This is a genomic window from Nostoc sp. WHI (assembly GCF_015714725.1).
Classification (GTDB): domain Bacteria; phylum Cyanobacteriota; class Cyanobacteriia; order Cyanobacteriales; family Nostocaceae; genus Nostoc.
Genome location: NZ_WBKM01000086.1, coordinates 1 through 23,394 on the forward strand (window position 1 = coordinate 1; position 23,394 = coordinate 23,394).

Annotated in this window: 22 protein-coding genes; 9 read left to right on the top strand and 13 right to left on the bottom strand. The window is 43.4% G+C overall.

The genetic code is table 11. The features are described 5' to 3' along the window. Window positions 1-270, top strand: a 270-nt coding sequence (locus tag F8S12_RS08645; protein WP_196515898.1) for a hypothetical protein, incomplete at its 5' end; no start/stop codon positions are given. A 351-nt stretch (window positions 271-621) separates the two neighbouring features. On the opposite strand, the gene F8S12_RS08650 is transcribed toward F8S12_RS08645, so the two are convergent. The 3 genes from F8S12_RS08650 to F8S12_RS08660 all read right to left on the bottom strand — a co-directional run bounded on the left by F8S12_RS08650 (window position 622) and on the right by F8S12_RS08660 (window position 4,369). After that, window positions 622-3,216: an NACHT domain-containing protein gene (locus F8S12_RS08650; RefSeq protein WP_196515899.1), complete on the bottom strand. Its 2,595-nt coding sequence runs from the start codon at window positions 3,214-3,216 to the stop codon at window positions 622-624. Between the two features lie 42 nt (window positions 3,217-3,258). After that, window positions 3,259-3,573, bottom strand: a complete 315-nt coding sequence (locus tag F8S12_RS08655; RefSeq protein WP_196515900.1) for a hypothetical protein — start codon at window positions 3,571-3,573, stop codon at window positions 3,259-3,261. A 322-nt stretch (window positions 3,574-3,895) separates the two neighbouring features. Further along, window positions 3,896-4,369 (bottom strand): hypothetical protein, encoded by a 474-nt coding sequence (locus F8S12_RS08660; RefSeq protein ID WP_196515901.1) that lies wholly within the window; start codon window positions 4,367-4,369, stop codon window positions 3,896-3,898. 195 nt (window positions 4,370-4,564) lie between these two features. Between F8S12_RS08660 and tumA the strand changes: the two genes are divergently transcribed. Next, window positions 4,565-4,807 carry an antitoxin TumA gene (tumA, locus tag F8S12_RS08665; RefSeq protein WP_442946791.1) on the top strand — a complete coding sequence of 81 codons (243 nt, stop codon included), beginning with the start codon at window positions 4,565-4,567 and terminating at the stop codon, window positions 4,805-4,807. Then, window positions 4,797-5,180: a toxin TumE gene (gene tumE / locus F8S12_RS08670; RefSeq protein ID WP_196515902.1), complete on the top strand. Its 384-nt coding sequence runs from the start codon at window positions 4,797-4,799 to the stop codon at window positions 5,178-5,180. The genes tumA and tumE overlap by 11 nt, the downstream gene beginning before the upstream one ends. 173 nt (window positions 5,181-5,353) lie before the next feature. On the opposite strand, the gene F8S12_RS08675 is transcribed toward tumE, so the two are convergent. Together F8S12_RS08675 and F8S12_RS41970 are read right to left on the bottom strand one after the other, a co-directional pair. Next, entirely contained in the window at window positions 5,354-5,614 is a 261-nt protein-coding gene (locus F8S12_RS08675) for a ribbon-helix-helix domain-containing protein (RefSeq protein WP_196515903.1), read from the bottom strand. 77 nt (window positions 5,615-5,691) lie between these two features. Continuing rightward, window positions 5,692-6,999: a Rid family detoxifying hydrolase gene (locus F8S12_RS41970; protein WP_196515904.1), complete on the bottom strand. Its 1,308-nt coding sequence runs from the start codon at window positions 6,997-6,999 to the stop codon at window positions 5,692-5,694. Between the two features lie 238 nt (window positions 7,000-7,237). Here F8S12_RS41970 and F8S12_RS08685 point away from each other — a divergent pair, with 238 nt between their 5' ends. Next, the gene (locus F8S12_RS08685) at window positions 7,238-7,546 is read left to right on the top strand and encodes a hypothetical protein (RefSeq protein WP_196515905.1); all 309 of its coding nucleotides are present in this window, start codon (window positions 7,238-7,240) and stop codon (window positions 7,544-7,546) included. A gap of 121 nt (window positions 7,547-7,667) precedes the next feature. On the opposite strand, the gene F8S12_RS08690 is transcribed toward F8S12_RS08685, so the two are convergent. Beyond that, entirely contained in the window at window positions 7,668-8,099 is a 432-nt protein-coding gene (locus F8S12_RS08690; RefSeq protein WP_196515906.1) for an NUDIX domain-containing protein, read from the bottom strand. A gap of 153 nt (window positions 8,100-8,252) precedes the next feature. Here F8S12_RS08690 and malQ point away from each other — a divergent pair, with 153 nt between their 5' ends. Next, a complete protein-coding gene (malQ, locus tag F8S12_RS08695) occupies window positions 8,253-9,761 on the top strand; it encodes a 4-alpha-glucanotransferase (RefSeq protein WP_196515907.1) in 1,509 nt (502 codons plus the stop codon). Between the two features lie 528 nt (window positions 9,762-10,289). Here the strand turns inward: malQ and F8S12_RS08700 are convergent. Both F8S12_RS08700 and F8S12_RS08705 read right to left on the bottom strand, forming a co-directional pair. Next, on the bottom strand, window positions 10,290-11,102 hold the full coding sequence (locus F8S12_RS08700) for a helix-turn-helix domain-containing protein (RefSeq protein WP_196515908.1): 813 nt from the start codon (window positions 11,100-11,102) through the stop codon (window positions 10,290-10,292). 29 nt (window positions 11,103-11,131) lie between these two features. Next, window positions 11,132-11,890, bottom strand: a complete 759-nt coding sequence (locus F8S12_RS08705; protein WP_196515909.1) for a pseudouridine synthase — start codon at window positions 11,888-11,890, stop codon at window positions 11,132-11,134. Between the two features lie 134 nt (window positions 11,891-12,024). On the opposite strand from F8S12_RS08705, the gene F8S12_RS08710 reads away from it, so the two are divergent. Further along, on the top strand, window positions 12,025-12,738 hold the full coding sequence (locus F8S12_RS08710) for an LmeA family phospholipid-binding protein (protein WP_196515910.1): 714 nt from the start codon (window positions 12,025-12,027) through the stop codon (window positions 12,736-12,738). A 648-nt stretch (window positions 12,739-13,386) separates the two neighbouring features. Here F8S12_RS08710 and F8S12_RS08715 read toward each other — a convergent pair. After that, complete coding sequence (locus F8S12_RS08715) at window positions 13,387-14,268, bottom strand: phosphatidate cytidylyltransferase (protein WP_196515911.1); 882 nt, start codon at window positions 14,266-14,268, stop codon at window positions 13,387-13,389. A gap of 149 nt (window positions 14,269-14,417) precedes the next feature. Beyond that, window positions 14,418-15,020 (bottom strand): precorrin-6Y C5,15-methyltransferase subunit CbiT, encoded by a 603-nt coding sequence (cbiT, locus tag F8S12_RS08720; RefSeq protein WP_196515912.1) that lies wholly within the window; start codon window positions 15,018-15,020, stop codon window positions 14,418-14,420. 98 nt (window positions 15,021-15,118) lie between these two features. On the opposite strand from cbiT, the gene F8S12_RS08725 reads away from it, so the two are divergent. Further along, complete coding sequence (locus F8S12_RS08725) at window positions 15,119-16,561, top strand: serine/threonine protein kinase (RefSeq protein WP_196515913.1); 1,443 nt, start codon at window positions 15,119-15,121, stop codon at window positions 16,559-16,561. A 173-nt stretch (window positions 16,562-16,734) separates the two neighbouring features. Here F8S12_RS08725 and F8S12_RS08730 read toward each other — a convergent pair whose 3' ends face one another. Then, window positions 16,735-17,790, bottom strand: coding sequence for an NAD(P)-dependent alcohol dehydrogenase (locus F8S12_RS08730; protein ID WP_331001371.1), 1,056 nt, complete (start codon window positions 17,788-17,790; stop codon window positions 16,735-16,737). A gap of 357 nt (window positions 17,791-18,147) precedes the next feature. On the opposite strand from F8S12_RS08730, the gene F8S12_RS08735 reads away from it, so the two are divergent. Then, window positions 18,148-18,321, top strand: coding sequence for a Sec-independent protein translocase subunit TatA/TatB (locus F8S12_RS08735; protein ID WP_196515918.1), 174 nt, complete (start codon window positions 18,148-18,150; stop codon window positions 18,319-18,321). 90 nt (window positions 18,322-18,411) lie between these two features. Here F8S12_RS08735 and cphA read toward each other — a convergent pair whose 3' ends face one another. Beyond that, window positions 18,412-21,117 carry a cyanophycin synthetase gene (cphA, locus tag F8S12_RS08740; protein WP_196515919.1) on the bottom strand — a complete coding sequence of 902 codons (2,706 nt, stop codon included), beginning with the start codon at window positions 21,115-21,117 and terminating at the stop codon, window positions 18,412-18,414. 168 nt (window positions 21,118-21,285) lie between these two features. Beyond that, window positions 21,286-22,149 (bottom strand): cyanophycinase, encoded by an 864-nt coding sequence (locus F8S12_RS08745; RefSeq protein WP_196515914.1) that lies wholly within the window; start codon window positions 22,147-22,149, stop codon window positions 21,286-21,288. Between the two features lie 539 nt (window positions 22,150-22,688). On the opposite strand from F8S12_RS08745, the gene trmD reads away from it, so the two are divergent. Next, window positions 22,689-23,394, top strand: a 706-nt coding sequence (gene trmD / locus F8S12_RS08750) for a tRNA (guanosine(37)-N1)-methyltransferase TrmD (RefSeq protein WP_196515915.1), incomplete at its 3' end; no start/stop codon positions are given.

Consider the following 23,394-nt stretch of genomic DNA (forward strand, 5'->3'; position numbering starts at 1 on the left):
GTTGACCTTCTGAGGCTCGACGTTGACCTTCTGAGGCTCGACGTTGACCTTCTGAGGCTCAATGTTGACCTTCTGAGGCTCAATGTTGACCTTCTGAGGCTCAATGTTGACCTTCTGAGGCTCAATGTTGACCTTCTGAGGCTCAATGTTGACCTTCTGAGGCTCAATGTTGACCTTCTGAGGCTCGACGTTGACCTTCTGAGGCTCAAAAATGCTTTAGCGACTAAAAGTTGCAGCTACACAGACAAAACTTGCCTACACGGGTTTTAAAAATTTTTGGATTTAAGACGCAAAAAGGACATAAACAATGTTATGCCCCTAGAAATTACGTGTATTTTACCAAATTTACAACAGATGTAATCGCCTATTTCAGACTTTAGCTAACTGGGACTTCGGCCTTGTCATGAAAACGGCATAATTTTAAAGGCGATCGCTTAATATTTTTATACACTTAGGTTGAGCGATCGCCTACAGCATCTCATGAGAAGGACACAGTTGTAAAAGCGATCGCTTTGTATTTTTAAGCAATTATAGGTGGGTATTGTAACAGCCGCCCTATTGTGGTCTACTCTGATGCAGGTAACTCATTGGAGCCTGAATCTGAATTTTGTTATGAGTCTGCTAAATCTTCACTCCCAAAATTTGTGGGTAAAAGTTTCGGCACTCAAGAATCGCCCCTTTAAGATTCGCCCCTTGAAGATTCGCCCCTTCAAGAATCGCCCCTTCAAGAATCGCCCGTTCAAGATTCGCCCGTTCAAGATTCGCCCGTACAAGATTCGCCCGTACAAGATTCGCCCGTACAAGATTCGCCAGTACAAGATTCGCCCGTTCAAGATTCGCCCGTTCAAGATTCGCCTGATAAAAATCCTTCAAAACTAAAACGCAATCTTGCAAATCCAAAAAACTTAGGCAATTCAAGCAAAACACATCACTATCGATTCTTTGTCCTTGTAAGCGGGAAATCCAGATACCGAAAGCTTCAGCTTCAGGAGTATGCCATTTAATCTTTGAAACTGTCTTTGTCACTCTAGCGCAAGCATTTAAGACAGCTAACAACGCTTCTTCTGCATTTCGTGCTTGTTTATTTTCTTCTTGAAAATCAGGTCTGGGAGTCAAGCGTTCCATCGGCATTCCATGACGCAACATAAAACCAATCAGATGGCATAATGTCTGCTGCCAATTACCAACATCCGATTGATTCTGTAAACACATTTCATTCGCAACAAACTTAAAAAGGTATTCATCCATAGGGGATGCACCGCACAGAATTGCCCACCTTTTTAAAGCCTCGCGTTCATCCCATCCATCATCTGGATCATTCTGGCGATCCTTCAGCTTTTTATGAATGAGTCTAACTTCTCGCACAATGCGTTTTGCTGTCAAATATTCACCAAAACTTTTGTGAGTAAATTCAAAAGTTTTTTCCTGTTCCTTAACTCCACTCTCACGAAAATAAAAGGCAGTCAAAAGACGAGTTACGCCTAATTTTGCACTTTCCTGAAACTTCTCTAAAAGACTCTTTAAACTACTGTGTTCACAATGGGCTTCAATCTCTCTGACTGTTGTTGTTCGTCCATCTCCATGCCAGGAAGCTAAAGCAATTTCTTCGAGGATGCGAACAAAGTCTTTTTCCTCAATTCCCTGAATAGCCGGATGTTGATAACCAGCCCAACCGCGCTGATAAACTGCTGTGAGCAAATTTGCATAAATTGCATTCAAGTTGCCGTCTGTAGGAAATTTCTTTTGCTGGTCAAAACTCAATGCTACAAGGTAATTAAGCAAGGGTTGGGCAGTAATTTCTGTAAGGTTATCTTGGTTTAACTCTGATGGTAAGCAATCATATCCCCGTCCGCTAGCATTGCCGTATTTCTGCCACCAAATCTGACGTTGATCTTGCTGCAACAAGTGTTGATCATCAATGTAATTCGTTCTCTCAGATTTAGTAACAAAATAAGGCAAGATATGCAAGATATGCTGTGGTTGGCGAAAGTCGCTACTATTTGCTTGCACTACCAATTCTCGTCCACTGATTAATACTTGTAAGCAAGTTTCAGGCCTATTAAACCGCTCTACTTTTCTTTGGACTTCATATACAAATTGTTGAGCAGTTTCAGTGGCAATTTTGCCCTGCATGGCAAGCTCATCTAAACCATCGAAGATAATCAGTAAGCGGGAATCAGCCTTATCTTTATCTAGCGGATTATGTTTAAGAAAGCCATCGTCTCGCACAAACTTACCAACTGCATCAACTAAGTCATCGGAGGGTTCAAAATGGTGCAAAGGTATAAATAAAACCGGAATTTTCCCTTTTTCTGCTTGGTTAGCGGCAAAGATTTTGGCAAAGGAAGATTTACCACTTCCTGGGCCACCACTAATCACTCTAATGGCATCATTGTGCTCGCCTTTTTCTAACCAAGCTTCTAGTTCAGTTTCTAAGTCAAGAACAACTCGCTGATATTTCTCATCTTCTCTCATTCGGCCTTCAAATTCTTCTAACTTTTCACCCTCAACTTTCTGCTTATAGTAAGCGTGTAAGGGAACATAAACCTGTTTTAAACCAAAGGCTTCTAAAAGCATCGGTTCTTCAACCTGTTTTTGTAGCCAAGCTAAATAACGCTGCCATGACTGTTCCCGTTCATTGGCTTGAGTAAAGGGGGTATCCAGTTCTTCTTTTAAACAAGCATATTTTTCTGGATGTTTTGCCCACTCTTCATGTAAAGCATACACAAAATAGGTAGGAAGACGATGACTAATTGTTAGTGCCTGGGCTTGATTGACGCGAAAGTATTTTAACCAGTCGGCAAAAGCAGTTTTAATCGCTTCCAGAATGGGCAAATCTTTGGGACGGCTAAAAAAATCTTGGTCAATACGCAATTCTATACTTTCTAAGGCATGATTGAGGTCATCGCACAATAGGTCAAGATCACTCTTGTTTGGTTCTGCAAACAGTAATTCTTGATTTCCTTCTACTAAACTCACTATTGCTTGTACCAAAGAACGGTAAATCAGTAACCAAGCAACTTCCTCTGGTGCTGTTGCTAAACCTAGTGCTGCTGTAGCTTCTACAGCATCTTTGGCTACCTCTTCCCACTTACCCAAGACTCCATCTATCGCACCTTTGCCTAGTGATTTAAATAGTTCTTTAAAGTCAGCCTTAATAGGTTTATTCCATAATGCAACAGGTTTGCTGACTGAAAATCCAGAGGTATTGCTCATAGCTGTTGTATGACGCTGGTAGATATACTGAGTTAATATATTTCAACAAGATTTTATTATATTTTTACTGAAAACCACCAGTAAATTTAATAATTTATTTAGATAAACTTCTAGTTTTAGGCTCAAAGGCTCAACTTTCAGGCTCAAAGGCTCAATCGTCAGGCTCAAAGGCTCAACTTCCAGGCTCAGAGGCTCAACTTCCAGGCTCAGAGGCTCAACTTCCAGGCTCAGAGGCTCAACTTCCAGGCTCAAAGGCTCAACTTCCAGGCTCAGAGGCTCAAGTGTCAGGCTCAGAGGCTCAAGTGTCAGGCTCAGAGGCTCAAGTGTCAGGCAATACGGTTCGGTTAACGTGTTCATTCCTCGGAGATCCCCCCAACCCCCCTTAAAAAGGGGGGCTTACAACCCTCTCTTTTACCCCCTTTTTAAGGGGGTCGCCACAGGCGGGGGGATCTTAACCGAACCGTATTGAACTCTTAGGCTCAAAGGCTCAAAGATGCCTTGGCGATTAAAAATTGCGGCTACACAAACAAAACCTGCCTCCGCAGGTTACAAGAATTTTGGGATACAAAACGCGAAAGGGGCATAACAATGTTATGCCCCTACAAAAAACACCTATTCTACCTAAATTAATAACAGATGCGTAGGTGCAGCCCGCCGCAGGCATCGCCTATTTTATGCTTTAGCTGGCTGCGGCTTCGGGTTTCTTTTTCTTGGAACGGCGGGTAAACCTGCGTCCCATCTCATCAATGACTGCATCTAAACCTGTGACATCACCGCTAGCTTTGGCATAGTTGTAAATTGCCAAGGCTGCTACATAAGCTTCACTACCAGCAGCTATACAGGTATCATCTACCAGTTCTTGTAGTTGCGTCAGAGACAATAGCACCGGATACAAGTCCTCAAATATCCCTAAATCTCGGCGCATCTCTTCTAAATCAAAAGAACGAGGTAAAAATTCCGGGTTCTGTGTCGCTACTTCTAAGGCTTTGGTGACAAAAGCCCGACTTTTATCTCCCATTTTGATTATGGTGCGTCGGTCTTCGGTAGTCAAATCAATCAAAAATGGTAACTTTTGTTTAATTGTAGCGATCGCTTGCATGACTGCTTCTTTGTCTGCTGGGGCTAGGCTGGCACTGATGCGATTTTCTGCCATTTTTAATACTCCTTTAGGTTCCTTGACTTCAGTATTCCCAAAGTTGTAGAAGCGATCGCGTTTGTTGAGAGGTGATTAAGAAAGTTTTATCTGCATTTTACAATAAACGAAAGAACGGCTTTACATTCCCACTCATTCCTAAGCCTGACGAGCCTTGAAGTGATGAAAGTTTTTAGGATAAACTAATGAAACTGAATGCAGAAATTAATGCGTAAACAAATCATCGAATATACATCTCCACTAGATGCGCTGATTGCTCTTACCAAACAGTTAAATACCTATGAAATAAAGTACCAAATGAATTCAGAAGAATTTTTTGCCAAATATAGCCAAGGCGAAACTTCTGATGATGAAGTGTTTGTTGAGTGGGCAGCAAATTACCAACATTATCTAGCTCTACACCAAGATATAAAGAGCAAACTTAGAGATGTCGCGTAAAGTTATCCAAGCCTATTTAGATGAAATTGAGCAACTTTTACTTAACTGCTCTAACACATACGTTGAGGAATATGGTGCAGTAATTTTAACGACAGAGAGAGCTAATCTCCGCATTAGGATACGTTTCGATCTCAAATATTTACTAGCAGTCAGTGAAGCCTTTGTTATTGTAGATAATCAGATTATATATATCGATTACCGTTATCACTTTCAAGATGAGCAAAATAGTCTAATTTTTCGTTATGACAGTACACCACACTTTCCTAACTTGCCTAGCTTCCCGCACCATAAACATCTTTTCGACAACGTAATTGCTTGCGAAAAGCCACATATAGCCGATGTGCTAAAAGAAGTGATAGAGTTTTTAGAGTAGGAATATGGAATTTGCATCGTAAAACTAAACCATCAAATGTAACCGTTAAGATTTTGCTCATTGATACGTTTTTTATAGTTTTTCTCCTGCTTCTAGGTTTCGGATTAAAAAGTAATCACTAATTTCATTTAAGTCGCGGCTTGCAGATAGTGAGATTACATAGCCACTCATTCCTAAACCTCACGCGCCTTTTGGAATTTTTCGAGGATCTGTATCACCACAGTTTCGCCGTCCAAAACTTCCCCTCGTTCAATTTCGGCAATTGCAACATCAACTTTTTGCCGAGTTTCTTCTACCCATTGGACATACTCAGAATTCAATTTTTCTAGTAGTTGAAATGCTACATCAATTACTTCATCTGCATTTGTAAATTTGCCACTAGCAATTTGGGCTTGGATAAATTGCTCATGTTCAAGTTTGAGTTTAATGTTCATGATTTATCCGTATTCTTTAAAATCAGCTTTACCCAAATAGTACTAAGGAAGCTGGATTAAAATAATCCATCCTGACACTAACCACTAATTACAGCGATCGCATCAATTTCTACTAACACATCTTTAGGTAAGCGCGATACCTGAACACAAGCCCGCGCTGGAGCTGTATCTTCTGGGAAATATTTAGCATATACGGCATTCATCGCCGCAAAATCATTCATATCAGCTAAAAATACAGTGGTTTTTACGACATCTTGGAAAGTCGCACCGGCTGCTGTGAGAATGGCTTCAAGGTTAGCTATTACTTGCTCAGTTTGCTTTTTGACATCATCAGTGTAAACGACATCACCAAGGCGGGGATCGATGGCAATTTGTCCAGCTACGAATACAAATTGACCAGAAGCTGCGATCGCTTGATTATAAGGGCCGACTGGAGCGGGTGCGTTATCAGTACGAATTACTTGACGAGTCATAGATATTACTTTCTCTAACGATATTTCCTGTTTACCGATTTCTGCTTCAGCTGCGATCGGCTTGTAGACTTCTCCATCTGGCATTATCGCACCAGTTAGGTCAGCATTTTTAAAAGTTGCCCCATAGATATTTGCCTCAGTTAAATCAACCCTTCTCAAATTTGCTCCATCTAAATTTGCCTTGGTTAAATTTGCCCATCGCAGATTGGCTTTTTCTAAATTCGCTCTTTGGAGTAATGCTTTTGTAAGGTTTGTACTTTGAAGAGATGCTGCTGTAAAATCTATATCAGCCAAATTCATGCCTGAAAGATCAACTTGGTGGAGATTCGCTCTATGAAATATACTTCCTTGGAGTTTGGCACTTTGCAATATTGCCTCAGTTAAGTTTGCCAGAGTTAAGTTTGATCCAATTAAGTACGCCTGACTCAAATCTGCCTTAGTTAGATTAGCTTTACTGAGATTAGCTTCAGCTAGCGAAGCCGCAGTCAGGTCTGCACTACTAAGATTTGCTCCACTTAAATTCGCCGTATCTAAGTTTGCATAAATTAATTTTGCACTACTTCGGTTTACATCTGTCAGGTTTGCCTGTTCTAAGTTTGCATGATTCAAATTTGCGCTGTTCAAAGTTGATCGACTTAAGTCAGCACCATTGAGGTCTGTCCAATAAAATATTGCTGAAGGAGCACTTACCAAATTCAACTTTGTATCTGTTAGAGACGCTTTAGTAAAATTTGTACTATTAAGTTTCGCTTGGGTTAAGTTCGCTCCACTTAAATCAACTCCAGTCAAATTTGCACTAGTTAGGTCTATCTCACTGAGGTCTGCACCTTTGAGATTTTCTTGACTCAAATTTACTGAACGAAAATCCCGTTGACCTGCGGCGTATTTCTCTAAAAGTTCCTCAGCGTCCATAATGCACCTTTAAATACCACTGACACAGTATAATCACAAAAACTTTGTGCCACAGGTATTACTCTCCCCCTCTTCCTCTGCGCCTCTGCGTGAGACAAAAAATTATTTATGCCAGAGGTTCGTCCCTCTTACCCCAACCTCGGACGTATCCCATAATGCCATCAAGTCAGCATCGCGATCGCATTCGTATAATACTGTTACGACAGACTGCAAAACATCATTTATCAATAAACGTAGGATGAATATTAAAGAACTACTGCTCCAAGAAATTGAATCGTCGTCAGATGTTCTACTAGCTGAAACACTAGATTTTTTGCGTTTTCTCAAGACAAAACCAGGAACCGAGAAAATATCTCTTGACCTGCCAACAGAAAAAAATGATCATGCTTCCACTCATAAAACGAAACCGGAAATACAGGAAGCAACACCAATTATTAGAGGCTCTAAAGCAGAAGACTTGCTAAAATTTGCCGGAACCTGGCAAGGGGATGACTTTGAGGAGTGCTTGCAGCGTGTTTACGAAACCCGTTCCCCGGCTGAATTTTAGTGATGTACCTCCTAGCACTATAACCTCACCGTTATCTCAGGAGACAGCGATTTTCAAAGGATACAACAGGTGTAAGCCTTAGCTTTAGAATCTTGGCTTTGACACTTTGCGGTTTGTCCCTCTAGCCCAACCTCGGACGTATCCCATAATGCCGATATTGCCAATAATCCCGCAAAATGCGATCGTGGTCAAAACATAAATTACCAGGCACACACCAAGACTCAAAAATCCCTACACCCTTGGCATCATCTCCCGCCACAGGTTCACCCGTAGCCGTCGCCAAAAACACAATACTAATCGTATGTTGACGGCGATCGCGATTGGGGTCAGAATACACCAATAATTGTTCAACTAATTCCACCTGTAAACCCGTTTCTTCCTCAGCTTCTCGCCGCGCTGCCACTTCCACCGCTTCGCCATAATCCACAAAACCACCAGGAATAGCCCAACCTAAGGGTAGATTTTGTCTTTCAATTAACACTATTGGCCGATGAGGTCGATCTACTAGTTCAATGATGATATCAACTGTCGGAGCAGGATTTCGGTAAGTCATAGTTATTAGTCATTGGTCATTGGTCATTGGTCATTAGTCATTGGTTGTTCACAAATGACTAATGACTAATGACAAACAAAATGAGTTTACCTTGCTAATGCTGTTCCGTGATAGATTCGATGCGATCGCTTCCTTTCATAATTCAGGTTAAATATGCCTTTTCCTAGATCCAGTGGTATTTTGCTGCATCCTACTTCCTTTCCCAGTCGATTTGGCATTGGCGATTTAGGCTTAGAAGCCTATCGCTTTATTGATTTTCTCAAAGAAACCTATCAACAATATTGGCAAGTTTTACCCTTGGGCCCCACTGGATACGGTAATTCTCCGTATATGTGCTACTCGGCAATGGCGGGAAATCCCTTGCTGATTAGCCCAGAAAAACTGTTAGATGAGGGTTTGCTAGCCGAAGAAGACTTTGCTAATTTACCAGTATTTCCGGTGGAAAAGGTAGATTTTGAGCAGGTTGCGCTGATTAAGATTGGGCTACTAAAAAAAGCCTGTGAAAATTTTAGAGCGAATGCTACACCTATCCAGCAGAAAGAGTTTGCAGGTTTTTGCGATAGCAAAGCCTATTGGCTAGATAATTACGCCTTATTTATGGCGCTGAAAGATGCTAACGAGAATGCAAGCTGGCATACATGGGAGCCTGAAATTGTCAAGCGTGATCCACAAGCATTGGATCAAGTACAACATCGACTCAATGGAGAGATTTTTTATTACAAGTTCATCCAATTTGAGTTTTTCAGCCAGTGGTCAGACCTGAAAAGTTACGCCAATATGCGCGGCATTGACATTATCGGCGATATCCCCATTTACGTATCTCACGATAGTGCAGACGTGTGGGCGCATCCCGACATTTTTCGCCTAAACGAAGAGACTGGAGTTGCTGCCCAAATGGCAGGAGTTCCACCAGATTACTTCAGCGCCACCGGTCAATTGTGGGGAAACCCGGTTTATAACTGGGAGGAATTGCAAAAACAAGACTTTAAATGGTGGGTACAACGCTTTGAGGCAATGCTGGATTATGTAGATATAATTCGCATTGACCACTTCCGAGGCTTCGAGGCTTATTGGTCTGTGCCCCAAGGCGAAGAAACTGCCATTAATGGCGAATGGGTGGAAGCACCTGGAGACGCTTTTTTTGAAGTGATCAAACAGAAGTTGGGCAAGTTACCTGTCTTGGCTGAAGATTTGGGGGTAATTACGCCAGGAGTAGAAGCACTACGAGACAAGTTTGAATTTCCTGGGATGAAAGTTTTACAGTTTGCCTTTGGCTCTGATCCAGGTAATCCTTTTTTACCATTCAATTACCCAAGAAATGCTGTAGTTTATACTGGGACTCACGATAATGACACCACTGTAGGCTGGTTCAACACGGCTAACGACAATGAAAAGCAAAACCTGTTGCTTTATTTAGGTTCTATCAGTCCTGATGGCATCCACTGGGATTTAATTCGCCTAGCTTTGAGTTCCATAGCCAACCAAGCCATTATTCCCTTGCAAGATGTTTTGGGATTAGGAAACGAAGCGCGGATGAATTTTCCCAGTATTGCTGAGGGTAACTGGGAGTGGCGCTATGAAACAGCAGCGTTGACAGAGGAATTAGGCGATCGCTTGAAAGTTCTTACCACACTTAATGGACGCGCCCCCAAGCAGTCCTGAGTAACGAGTCCTGAGTAATGAAGTAGTGAACTACCCCGCCCTAAGACGGACGGGGCTTCCCAATTCATCGGGAACAGCCTTTAGGACTTCGTAGTACCAGAAAGTCTGACATTCCCTCCAAGGGCAGGAGTCCTGGTTCCCAAGACCCAAATCTTTGTCTTGCAACACTTACCTATCTAGCTTGGTTTTCGCTTACAGCATTGATGGTCAAGACCCGATAATTCTATCAGAAAATTTTGGCGTTTCGTCATACATAAGCGGATTGTTTTTTTGCGTCAGCAAAAACACAATCCGCTTATGCCCTACTCTCCCCCCGCTCACAATCCCCACATTATGAGTACATTGTTCGCGTTAGCGTCTCGCAGAGAAGGTGGGGACTTCCGCGACACGTTAAGAAAAAACCCACTCATTACTCATTACTCCTCACTCAGCACTCCTCACTCCTCACTCAGCACTCAGCACTCAGCACTCCTAACTCCTAACTCCTAACTCCTCACTCGTCACTCAGCACTCAGCACTCATTACTCCCTAAGACTTGGGCTTGGCAGCAATCCTAATTTCTTCCTCTTTCCCCGGCTCTCCCATTTCCTTGGCTTTCTCTTGATTGACGCTCATCAACACACCACCAGCATTATCAGTTTTCACTGTTAACTGTTCCTGGGCTTTCCAAATTCGGTGAGTTCCCTCTGGGAGAATACCCTCAAACTCGGTTTTGCCATCGGCTACTACGCGAATCCAAGATGAAGCTTTCAAAGTTACACCAATTTGTACAGTCTTTTCCTGTTGGAGTTCGCTAAGGCGATCGCTAACTGGTTGAACTTTTAGTGACTCTTTTGGTTGGACTAGTTCTGATTTAACAACGGATTTTTTTCTTGGGTATGGCTGATTTTGGTTATTACTTGCTTGTAGTACAGCATTATTTAATAAATAAGATAAGCCATTTACAGAGCATACGATTAGTAATATGTAAAGAAAGTAAAGATGAATCGGACGTAGTTGATTAAGGGGTGAAAAATTTCCTATACCTTGGGGGTTTATTCGTGCAGAATTGACCGGAAAAGTGCCAGAAAATTCTACTCCATTCAAGCCTAGTACTTCGGCAAATTGCCTGAGCAAACCCTGAATATAAATTGGTTCTGGCAGATCGTTTAAATTACCTGCTTCGATCGCCTCCAATAGTCGCCGAGGAATTCTGGTTAATACAACCACTTGCTCTAGAGATAGACCCTGTTCTTGACGCAACGCACAAAGTTTAGCGCCTAATTCTGCCAACTTTTCAGATCGTTGTTGCTCTAATAAAAGTGATGGCTGATGATTATTCTTCTTTGTTGGCCATTTCATGCCTTTTGATACTCCTTAACTCCGCGGAATCAATAATTAGGTTGCGTTATTTGCTCTTGCAAAAAGTGAATCTCATGATCTTTGAGGGAACGATATTTACCCTCTGACAAAAAGGGTTCTTTTGGAGTTTGTAATTGAATTGAGCCGATAGCAGTCCGATGCAGCTTGATTACTGGGTATCCTAACTGTTGGGCTATACGGCGAATTTGGCGATTTCTTCCCTCCTGCAACACTATTTCTAAACAGCTTTGTTCGGCACAACGTTCTATTAGATGTACCTTAGCAGTCCTGGTTTTTCTCCCCTCCAACATCACACCCCGACACCACATTTGTAGTACTGCTTCTGGAGGATGCCCTTTGACCAAAACACGATATGTCTTGGAAATACTGTGGCGGGGATGGGTTAGTCCAAATGTCAGTTCTCCGTCATTTGTCAGGATTAACGCTCCTGTAGAGTCTGCATCTAAACGCCCAACTGGGTGAATACCTGAACCCTCTCGTAATTCTTGCGGTAACAGATCCAGAACTGTTGGTCTTTGGTAAGGGTCGGAGCAAGTCGAAACCACTCCCGATGGTTTATGTAGCAATAGATATATTAAAGCCGGACGGTGCTTTTCGGATACGGGTTTACCATCAATAGCGATCGCATCTTTTTGGGGATCAACTTTTTGACCTAAATATGCCAATTCCCCATTGATCCGCACCCGTGAGTGCCTAATCATTTCTTCGGCTTCACGACGTGAGGCAATACCCCATTGAGCGAGAATTTTTTGTAACCGTGCCTCCATGTGGAAATTGCTTATTTGCTGTTAATAATTAAATGATATTTGCATTTTATAGGGAGTAGGCATAAATGTTACATTTAAGACTTGTTTAAGTTCTATTCGGTTATTAAGCAAATACTCCTAAACAGATTGGTTAGATGCCAGAGCAAAATCCCCAAACAACAAATGCAAATAAGATCCGCATAATTACGCAGGTACTCACAACAGCACTAAAGCTTTGGTTGAGAGCGCAAGTCAGCCAAATATCTAAATTAGAAGTGGAGATTAAAGCGAGCGATCGCCAAATTCTCTCTGGGCGTATCCCTTCGGTATCTATTTTTGCTACTCATGCAGTTTATCAAGGTCTCCTGATTACAGAAATTAAATTAATCGCAGAAAATATTCAGATAAACATCGGCTCCGTACTCAAGGGACAGCCCTTACGGCTATTGAAAACAGTACCAGTGGTTGCCGATTTACTTTTAGACGAGAAAGATATCAATGCTTCTCTCTCATCTGATTTATTATCGACTGCTTTGAGCGATTTACTGGTTAAGGTTTTACCAATACATTGCCCAAAGTCACAACCAATTAGTTGGCAAGAAATTATCCTTGATAACAACCAAATTATACTGCGAGGGATGAGAGTAACCAATAGTGAAACAACGCCTTTAGAGATTTGTCTAAGCTCACAGTTAATCAATGGTCATGAGTTGCAACTGGCACATATCCAAATCAAGCCAGACCAGGGAGATATGTTAGAGGACAATCATGAATACAACCTGGATCTTGGCTCAGATGTTGATATCCAAGAACTAACGCTAATCCCAGGCAAGCTAGTGTGTCGTGGGCGGATTAACGTTAACCCTTGATAATGACGGATTAAAAAAGACTTATACCCTATTTTAAATGATATGGCGTCTCTCGAAACAAGAGTGGGGACAGGCAGGGCATTAGTATTAACTATAACTTACGCATTGACAGAAGAGTCAAAATAGGAGGTTTGATATCCAGCGCTTTGAGCTTGATTTTTGTGTTTTCAATAAGCGATCGCAAACAACAAAGGATGATTTGTAAAAGGCTGAAACGACGTATTTACGTTGATACACAAGATGATTCGTTTGTACAGTGCGTAAGTCCTATTAACTTAAGCTAAAACTCTCTTAAAACCTCGTTTCCAGCCTCTGGCTGGAAATGCTCCTCATTGCGGCTCTGCCGCAAGTTAAGAGGCGGAGCCTCCTATTAGGCATTCCTAGTCAGAGACTAGGAACGAGATGATACTCATCCACAAAGTTCAAAGGTTCATCCACAAAGTTCAAAGGTTCATCCACAAAGTTCAAAGGTTCATTCACAAAGCTCAAAGACTAGTCAGCGAGTATTAAAGACTGATCCCCAATGCCCCTCAAGAGTGCTGAGTTAAGAGTACTGAGTAGGGAATTTTACTTTTTTACTCAGCACTCTTAACTCAGAACGGGCTAAACGCCCCGCTACCGCTAACGGAACTGTTTTTGCCCAATAACTTATAGTAGCGGCAACAATAGTGTTACGAAATAGTAAACCAAAGGAGCTGTGAAAATATAACTATCGGTACGGTCTAAAATACCCCCGTGGCCAGGGATTAACTGTCCAGAATCTTTGACTCCAGCATCCCGCTTGAGCATAGACTCGGTAAGATCCCCCAAAAGACTAGCAATGCCAATCATCAAACCCAATGCTAAACCAGTGAAGGGAAATCTAGGCAAGTGTAGATAATAGGCTCCTGCTAAAGCTACGGCAACACTTGAGGTAATGCCAAAGACAGCACCTTCTACGGTTTTTTTAGGGCTAATATCAGACAAACGGGTTTTTCCAAAGAATTTGCCAATAGTATAAGCGCCAATATCGGCTGCCCAAATACACAAAAAAGTTAGCAGTGTTGCTGTCAAACCTTGTGGTAAAGAGTGAGCATTTGCTTTTTCCCAGAAATCTGTCCAGGTTGGAGGCCAGTAACCTCCGAAAGGGAGATTGATAAAAGCAGTATTATCGATCGCTCGCAACCGCACCCAGTAACTCGGCAAATAACCTACGTAAAATAGCCCCATTATAGAAGCGGAAATATCCGCGATCGTGGCAAATTTGGGTTGAAACAGCAGGTAAAAACAAATAAGTGTGCCAGCTATTGGCATTACAGCATCAGCTAAACTGCCATCTAGCGTACAAATCACCAGCAAAACTTGGCTAGCAAACATTGTAGTTTTAGCGGCGGGAGCGATGCCTCTGGATCGCACCAAATTAAAATATTCTTGTTGACCCAAAAAGACCACGATCGCAAACATGATCGTAAAGTACCAACCCCCCAAAAGGGTGACAGAAAGAGCAAGAGCGATCGCAATAATTCCACTAATAATCCGAGACCAGGGCATAAAAGTATTTTGGATTTTGGATTTTGGATTTTGGATTAGAGATTAGGTATTCGAGATTAGGGATTGGTAATTGTGGCTTAGTTTGTTATGAACTATGACCTAAATCCCCAATCTAAAATCTAAAATCTAAAATCTAAAATCTTTTTGATTCAGTCTAGTTTCTCACCACTGAGGATAAAAATGGGATCAACGGCGGTGAAGGTTTGAGAAAAGCCGCGTGTCTCCAATCGGTTTACCGCAGACTGGACAACTTCGATATTCCTAGCCCTCAAAAGGGAAAAGCTCTGGGAAATAGCATACAGACTTTCTAGATTAGCAGCTGTGGCTACAATCCGACCTGATGGCGGTAAATAATGCCACGCTGCTTGCAGAATTTCTTGAATGGGGCGTCCTCCCTCAATACAAACGCGGTGAGGCGGAACTTTGAGGTCATGTAAACACTCTGGGGCATTACCTTCAATTACTTCGACGTTCTTTACCTCAAAGCGATCGCAGTTCCGCTTGATCAGATTAGCTACTTCTTCATCCCGTTCCACAGCAATAATCTGTCCGCCTGGACACAATAATCCCACCTCTACCGGAATTGTCCCTGTCCCTGCACCAATGTCCCATAATACTGAATCGGGGTTTAGTCGCAATTGGGCAATCAATAACAGCCGAACTTCTCGCTGGCTGAAGGGAATTCCTGGCAAATGCTCAAACAATTCATCGGGAATACCAGGGGTAATATAAGGCCAAAGTTGGGAAGGCATATAAATAACTACGCAATTATACTAAAGATATCGGTTTGCCAAATCGAAAAGCCATAAGCTATGAAAACTTTTCAGATGTAGCGTTATAAGAAACGATAATGATTGGCGAAATATTAGGCGATGTCCGAGGACAAGACGCTGGGCGTCTACGCTACGAAATTCAGCAGCTATTAGGAAAAAAAGCTGGGCGGCGGACGCTGTTAGCTCGTGACTTGGAAACTCAAGAATTAGTTGTCATCAAGTTACTCTCTTTTGGTAGTGATTTTGAATGGGATTCACTCAAGCTATTTGAACGGGAAGCTGAAACCTTAAAAAACTTAGCACATCCCTTAATTCCTCGCTATTTAAACTATTTTGAGGTAAATTTACCAACCATTAAAGGATTTGCCCTGGTACAAACTTATATTCCAGCAAAAACCTTAGAGCAATACTTACAAACTGGGCGGACTTTTACAGAAGCAGAAGTCAAACAGATAGCCAAAGCACTTTTAGAGATTCTCATTTATCTACATGGGCTGTATCCGCCTGTGATCCACCGTGATATTAAGCCTAGCAATATTTTATTGGGCGATCGCTCTGGTAATAGTATCGGTCAAATTTATTTGGTAGATTTTGGCTCAGTGCAGACTGTCCTCGCCACAGAAACCGGGACAAGAACTGTGGTAGGAACCTATGGCTATATGCCACCAGAGCAGTTTGGTGGACGCACTGTTGCGGCATCTGACCTTTATAGTTTAGGTGCAACCTTAATTTATTTAATGACGGGTATTTACCCAGCCGATTTACCTCAAAAAGATTTTCGGATTCAGTTTGAACAAGCGGCTAATGTCAGTCCCAGCTTTAGCAATTGGCTAAGGTTGATGATTGAACCTATTTTAGAACGGCGTTTTAGTTCTGTGGTTGTGGCGATCGCAGCTTTAGAGAAACCACAACCGACAAACTTACCTACTTTGGTAGTTGACAAACCAGATGGAAGTAAGATTCAACTAACCAAAAATTGGGATTCTCTAGAAATTATTGTGCCATCGGCAGGTTTGGAACCATCAATAGTATTGACAGGAGTATTGACAGGTTTATTTGCGATCGTCTGGAATTCATTTATCCTTTTTTGGACAATTGGCGCACTATCAGCGCCTTTTCCTGTCAACATCCCCTTTGCCTTGTTCTCACTTCCCTTTTGGGGCGCTGGCTTTCTCATGGTGTATAAACTTCTCTTTAATTTGTTTGGACGCATCTGCTTACGCCTGAATTCCGAACAAATTACCTTAACCTGGGAGCTGTTTCATTGGAAATTTCATCGTCCCCGTCCATCACCCAGACAAAGTATCACTAAGCTGGTTTACATTCCAAAACATTTTACTAAAGACTCTGAAGGGACTAGAACTGCCGTTCCACCACAAATAGATATTTGGGTAGGAGTAAAAAAATATCAACTTGGCGGTATTAGTGGTGCTATTAAATCTGAAGCGGAAGTAGAATGGCTAGCTCATGAATTGAGTGATTGGTTAGATTTGCCAATCACCAATCCAATGGCAAGTTAGTTGCGCGAATCATTAACCAAATAATTACTATAGCGGTTCCAATACGGTTCGGTTAAAGTTTTTTGATAAAAATTCTAGATCGGAAAGACCCGATAAATCGCCGTCACGACGAAAGATTGATTATTGTAGAGACGGCGATTTATCGCGTCTCTTGCCTTAACCGAACCGTATTGTTATTCTTCTTTAAGCGATGCAATATCAATTACAAAGCGGTACTTGACGTCACTTTTTAGCATACGCTCGTATGCTTGGTTAACCTGCTGAATCGGGATGAGTTCGATGTCACAAACGATATTGTGTTCAGCACAGAAGTCGAGCATTTCTTGCGTCTCCTGAATCCCGCCGATCAACGAACCGGCAATTTCTCGGCGCTTAAAAATCAAGTTAGCGATGCTGGGTGATGGATGCGGATGTTCCGGTACACCAACCAAGCAGAGCGTACCACCACGCTTAAGCAATTCAGTGTAAGCGTCCAGGTTGTGCGATACCGAAACCGTGCTGAGAATGAAGTCGAAGCTGTTAATATGCTTGTTCATCTCATCGCTGTTTTTTGAAATGACAACCTCATCGGCTCCGAGACGCTTGGCGTCTTCGGTCTTACCTGACGACGTTGTGAACAACACAGTGTAAGCACCAAAAGCGTGGGCAAATTTTAGCCCCATGTGTCCCAACCCACCAAGCCCGACAATACCAACCTTATCGCCTTTGCCAACTTTCCAGTAACGCAAGGGCGAGTATGTCGTGATCCCCGCGCACAAGAGAGGTGCGACGCTAGCGAGATCCAGCTTTTCGGAAACGCGTAGCACGTAATTTTCATCTACGACTATCTGGTTTGAATAGCCACCATAAGTTATTTTCCCGGTCTGCTTCTCTGGGCTGTTGTAGGTGAAGATAATTTCGTTATCACAGTACTGTTGGAAACCCTTACGGCAGTTTGGACAGGTGCGGCACGAATCGACCATACAACCAACGCCCACAGCCTCGCCTACCTTGAAGTTGGAAACCTGCTCACCAATCTTCACTACACGACCAACGATCTCATGTCCAGGTACGACAGGGTAAACGCTGTTCTGCCACTCGTTACGGACTGTATGCAAATCCGAGTGACACACGCCACAGTAAAGGATATCGATTTGTACATCGTGCGGGTTTAGCTCTCGCCGCTCGAAAGTAAACAAGCCCAGTGGTGTAGTTGCACTTTGGGCTGCATATCCAAAACTCTTAATCACAGATGATCTCCTTTTTACTAAGTTCTGTCATGGGTATTATGAACTTTATTCAAAGTTTTGTGATTCAGTGCGTCCCATGATCCCGCCTTTGATAGGTGCATGAAGATGACTATACACAAGTCAGTCTGCTCTGAGTCAACCATCATAAGTATGAAGCAGCAATTAGATTGACTAGAAACAACAATAAAGCGATGATGCTAGGTTGCTTTGCAAAAAGTTTTTAGAAATTACCTATTTCTATTAAATTTATTTATATCCTGTTTCTGCAATAGGGTTGAGCGCTTATCAATGGCGGATTCATTGGATTTGAGCCATCAATGTCTATATTTAATTACAGATGCCTTAGAGGAAATTTATATGTTTGGACTAGGATGGCCAGAAATAGCTGTAGTTGCCATAGTCGCTATTCTAATTTTTGGCCCTAAAAAAATTCCCGAACTGGGAACTGCACTGGGCAAAACCTTACGAGGTTTTAAGGAGGAGATGAAAGCTCCCAGCGAGGAAACCAATCAGGAAGAAGAAAAACAGTAATTAAAGAAGTCAGGGGGAGGCAGTACGCTGGCTCCTTTTGACATACTCAGCACGGGCTGAACGCCCCGCTACTGCTAACAGCACTCTTCATTACTGCAAGGTATTAACAACAGAAGAAGGCGTGATCCCATTTTGGGAATCTACAATAGTCGTGCCAGGATTTTGTAGGTGTGTCTCTTCCTTCGCTAACCCACGCAGCTTAATTAAGTTGATAGCGCGAGTAACACTTTCTGGCAAAATTACCACCAGACTGTTATCGGGAGCCATATCTAAGCCTTTATTTATCGCTTGGGTTTCATCTAAAATTGATTCATAGCGGCTATCAGGCTTAACTTGGGTGATGCCTTGAATAATCAACTGGGTGGCTGAACCGGATAGGCGTCCCCGCGAGTCATCGTCTTCTTTGATGATGATGTAGTCAAAAATTTGTGCTGCTAATTTGCCCAAGGTAACAAAGTCTTCGTCGCGGCGATCGCCTGGCCCACCAATTACACCAATCCGTTGTCCTGTAGTCCAGTTTCGCACAAAGGAACCTACAGCTTCGTAACTGGCTGCGTTGTGGGCATAATCTACCAAAGCGTGGTAGTTGCCTAAATTAAACAAATTCATCCGTCCCGGCGTTTGACTAACTGAAGCCCGGAAGGTCTTCAAACCAGCCCGAATCTGCTCAATTGTGACGTTTTGCACAAATGCTGCCAAACTTGCGGCTAAAGCGTTGGCAATCATAAACGGTGCACGTCCGCCCATTGTTAAAGGTATATTTTCTGCTCTTTCTATGCGGTGTGTCCAATCACCTTTAACAATTGACAAATAGCCATTTTCATACACTGCCGCTACTCCGCCCTTTTGGATGTGCTTCCGCACTAATTCCGAGTCGGGGTTCATGGTGAAGTAAGCAATATTCGCCTTAGTTTTTTCTGACATGGCAGCGACGCGGCGATCGTCGGCGTTAAGTACTGCGTAGCCATCAGGGAATACAGCTTCCGCTACTACACTCTTCAGGTTAGCTAACTGCTCAATGGTATCTATATCGCCTATTCCTAAATGGTCTGAGGCTACATTCAATACCACCCCCACATTTGCTGCTTCAAAGCCCAATCCAGAGCGGAGAATGCCACCGCGAGCCGTTTCCAGTACGGCTACTTCCACTGTGGGATCTTGGAGGATAACGTGGGCACTTTGGGGGCCTGTGTTATCGCCAGCTTCTACTAAGTAATCACCGATGTAAGTTCCATCTGTAGTCGTATAACCTACTACCTTGCCAGTTTGTTTATAAATATGTGCTAGTAGTCGGGTAGTAGTGGTTTTGCCATTCGTCCCCGTGATGCTAAGGATTGGAATTTGGCTAGATTGTTCGTTGGGGAACAGCATATCCATGACTGCGCCGGCGACGTTGCGCGGAATGCCAACGCTTGGGGCGACGTGCATTCGGAAGCCGGGAGCGGCGTTAACTTCAACAATTACGCCATCCACTTCCCGTAGAGGACGGCTAATATCCGTGGTGACGATATCCAAGCCAGCAATATCCAAACCGATAATCTTGACTACCCGTTGTGCCAACCACAGATTTTCTGGGTGGATTTCATCGGTACGGTCTACGGCACTACCGCCTGTACTTAAGTTTGCTGTTGCCCTGAGATAACAAATAGTGCCTTTGGGTGGCACGCTATTTAGGGTGTGGCCTTGTCTTTCTAAGAGTTGGTAGCTAGTGCGGTCTAATTCAATCTTGGTTAGGACGTTATCGTGTCCTTCACCGCGATTTGGGTCAAGGTTTGTTTCCTCAATCAGTTCGGCGATCGTGGATCTGCCATTGCCAATGACATGAGCCGGGACGCGTTCGGCAACTGCTACTAATTTGCCATTTACCACTAGTACCCTGTGGTCGCGCCCAACATAATATCTTTCGACAATAATTGACCGAGAAACTTGTCTGGCAGCTTCATAGCCTGCTTCAGCTTCTTCCCAAGTTCTGATATCAATGGTGATCCCACGTCCATGATTGCCATCCAGTGGCTTGATGACGATGGGATAGCCGCCAACGTATTCAATGGCTTGTTCCAAATCGTCTAAGAAGTTGATTACTGTCCCTCTGGGTACTGGCGCACCAGCAGCAGCTAGGATGCGTTTAGTGGCTTCTTTATCGCAAGCTAGTTCTACGCCGAGAATGCTGGTGTTGTCCGTCATTGTTGCCTGCATCCGCTTCTGATTCACGCCGTAACCCATCTGAATCAAAAAGCGGGCTTCTAGAGACATCCAGGGAATACCTCTTTTTTCTGCTTCTTTGACGATCGCTTCGGTTGAAGGGCCTAAGGAAGCATCACGACTGAAGTCTTTCAGGTCTTGGATATCTTGGTCTAGTTCTGCCTTGGGATAACGGCCTCGATCAACGATACTCTGGCACAGCCTAACTGCTGCTCGTCCAGCGTAACGCCCCGCTTCCTCATTCAGGTACTCGATCACTACTTGGTAAATTCCGGGTGTGGCAGTTTCGCGGGTGCGACCAAAGCCGACATGCATACCAGCTAATTCCTGAAGTTCTAAGGCTACGTGTTCCACAATGTGGCCGATCATCGTGCCTTCTTTCACTCGCATCAAAAAACCACCACGACAGCCAGGAGAACAATAGTGACCCTCCAGACTCGGCAGCGCCTCAACTAATCCTTCATAAAAGCCAGGGATTTCATTCGAGGGCGTCTCGGCAAGAGTTTCTAAATCGAGGCGCATGACGATCAGCTTGTGGCGTCGAATGCTCCAATAGTTTGGGCCGCGTAAGGTCTGGATCTTGAGGATTCTCATGGGAATAGGTAGATGGAGATTCGGAACCAAAATTATAGTTTCTTACTGAAATTGACCGCTAAACTGTTCATTACAAACAGTTTTTTCTTTTTACATAGTGTTCTCATCTTTCTACGACAAGAAATAAATAAACGGTCAACTCAGTCTAACCTCAGATACTCTATGCCGTCAGCTGGAGATTCGGTGTACAGCAGGCAATACAGTCCGTTGGTACAAGTGGAAGCGATCGCCGTAGCTGAGGATATGGAGACGTAAATTATGCATGGTTAGGGGTTCGTCAGCACCGACATGGGGTTCGTTGGTGTGGGTGGCTTCAGTTGGATCAACAATTGTAACACTGCCTTTACCCATAACTTGTAGCCAACCATCGCGTTCAAACACTGCACAAGTATCTTCGTCAATGCCAATACCTAAGCGATCGGGATGAGCGGCGATCGCACTAATCAACCGTCCCATCCGATTCCGGTTGTGAAAGTGTTGGTCAACGATTACTTCAGGAATAAATCCCAAGCCCGTTGCCATATCCACTAGGGAACGATTTGGCGACTCTCCACTACCGCCGCCAGCAATCATATGATGCCCCATCACTGCCGCTCCTGCACTGGTGCCTGCTAACGTAAGTTGCCCTGCCCTCACCCGTTGCCGAATAATTTCCATTGCTGGCGTATCTGCCAATACGCCACAAAGACGCAGCTGGTCTCCTCCTGTCAAAAATACCCCACTACAGGCTTCTAAGGATGCTTTGATCTGGGAGGCTTCACACTGTTCCCGTTCACGGATGTCTAAAATTTCTACCTTCTGGGCACCCATTTCTTCAAAAATCCGAATATACCGACCACCGATGATGGCGGGTTCGCGAGAGGCAGATGGAATAATTGTAATATAAGCCTTACTAGCACCGGCACGTCCAAAAAAAGTTCGTAGGATTTCGCGCCCGTGAACTTTATCTTCTGCACCTCCGATAACCAGAACGGCGGTTTTAGTTGCTTGGGGTGTCCTCATTTCTAGCGATTTAGCTTGTAATTGCGGCATTGTGTTTTTCCTGTCAACAACTTCAGGTGAATTTAACAAGGATCAGTAGCAGCCATGATTTTTGGGCTTTGCTTTTTTGAGAGAACACTTTTTTTAAGTTTGAAACTGGGTTAGCCACTCTCCAAATTCTCGCTTAACGCTCGCGTTGCCTCAGTTTAAACGTGTTCGTTCCCATTCTTCAAAGCCAGTGCCTTGTTTTTCACCTGTCCACTTGCAGCAGGGCAAAATAGTCGTTAGGGGGCTAGATTTCCCCTCTAGGGGTGGGGACGAGTAGTTAAGACTACGCTTTTTTCTAAGGCTAGCTTGATGCATCCTGGAAGTCGTTAACTTGATATGATTATTAATTTAAATGTAGTTGTGACAACATTTAAACATAAATGTAAGTAATTAGAAAAACTTTTGATCCCATCTAAAATCCAAGAGGTCTGGTAGTTTTAGATACTATTGATAAAGTTTAACTGGAGTTTGACCCGACCTTAGCTTGATGGTGTTTGCTAGACATTCAAATTTAAGATTAGTGTCCTCGAATACGAATAACTGTGCGCTTTGATATAGTTACGCTTTTTCCTGACTGTTTTAACTCTGTTCTCAATTCTGGGTTGCTGGGTAAAGCCTTAGCCAAACAGATTGCCGAAGTTCATCTGGTTAACCCACGGGACTTTACCACTGACAAGCACCGAAAGGTAGATGATGAACCCTACGGTGGCGGCGTGGGGATGCTAATGAAGCCAGAACCGATCTTTACCGCTGTGGAGTCGCTACCAATTCTGCCCAGAAGAGAAGTAATTTTGATGAGTCCACAGGGTCAAACAATCAATCAACCTCTTTTGAAAGAATTAACGACAAATTATGACCAGTTAGTTGTTATTTGCGGACATTACGAAGGGGTGGATGAGAGGGTACTGCATTTGGTGACTCGTGAAGTATCTCTAGGTGATTTTATTCTGACTGGCGGGGAAATTCCAGCAATGGCTTTGATTAATGGCGTAGTCAGGCTATTACCCGGAACCGTGGCCAAAACGGAGTCTCTCACAGCAGAAAGTTTTGAGGACGGGTTATTGGACTATCCTCAATATACTCGTCCTGCCAATTTTCGCGGTTTGAAAGTGCCTGATATCTTGCTCTCTGGGAATCATGCAGCGATCGCCCGGTGGCGTTACGAACAACAGATTCAAAAAACCCGCGATCGCCGGATCGATTTGCTGAGAAACTGGGAGCAGGGGAGCAGGGGGCAGGGAGCAGGGG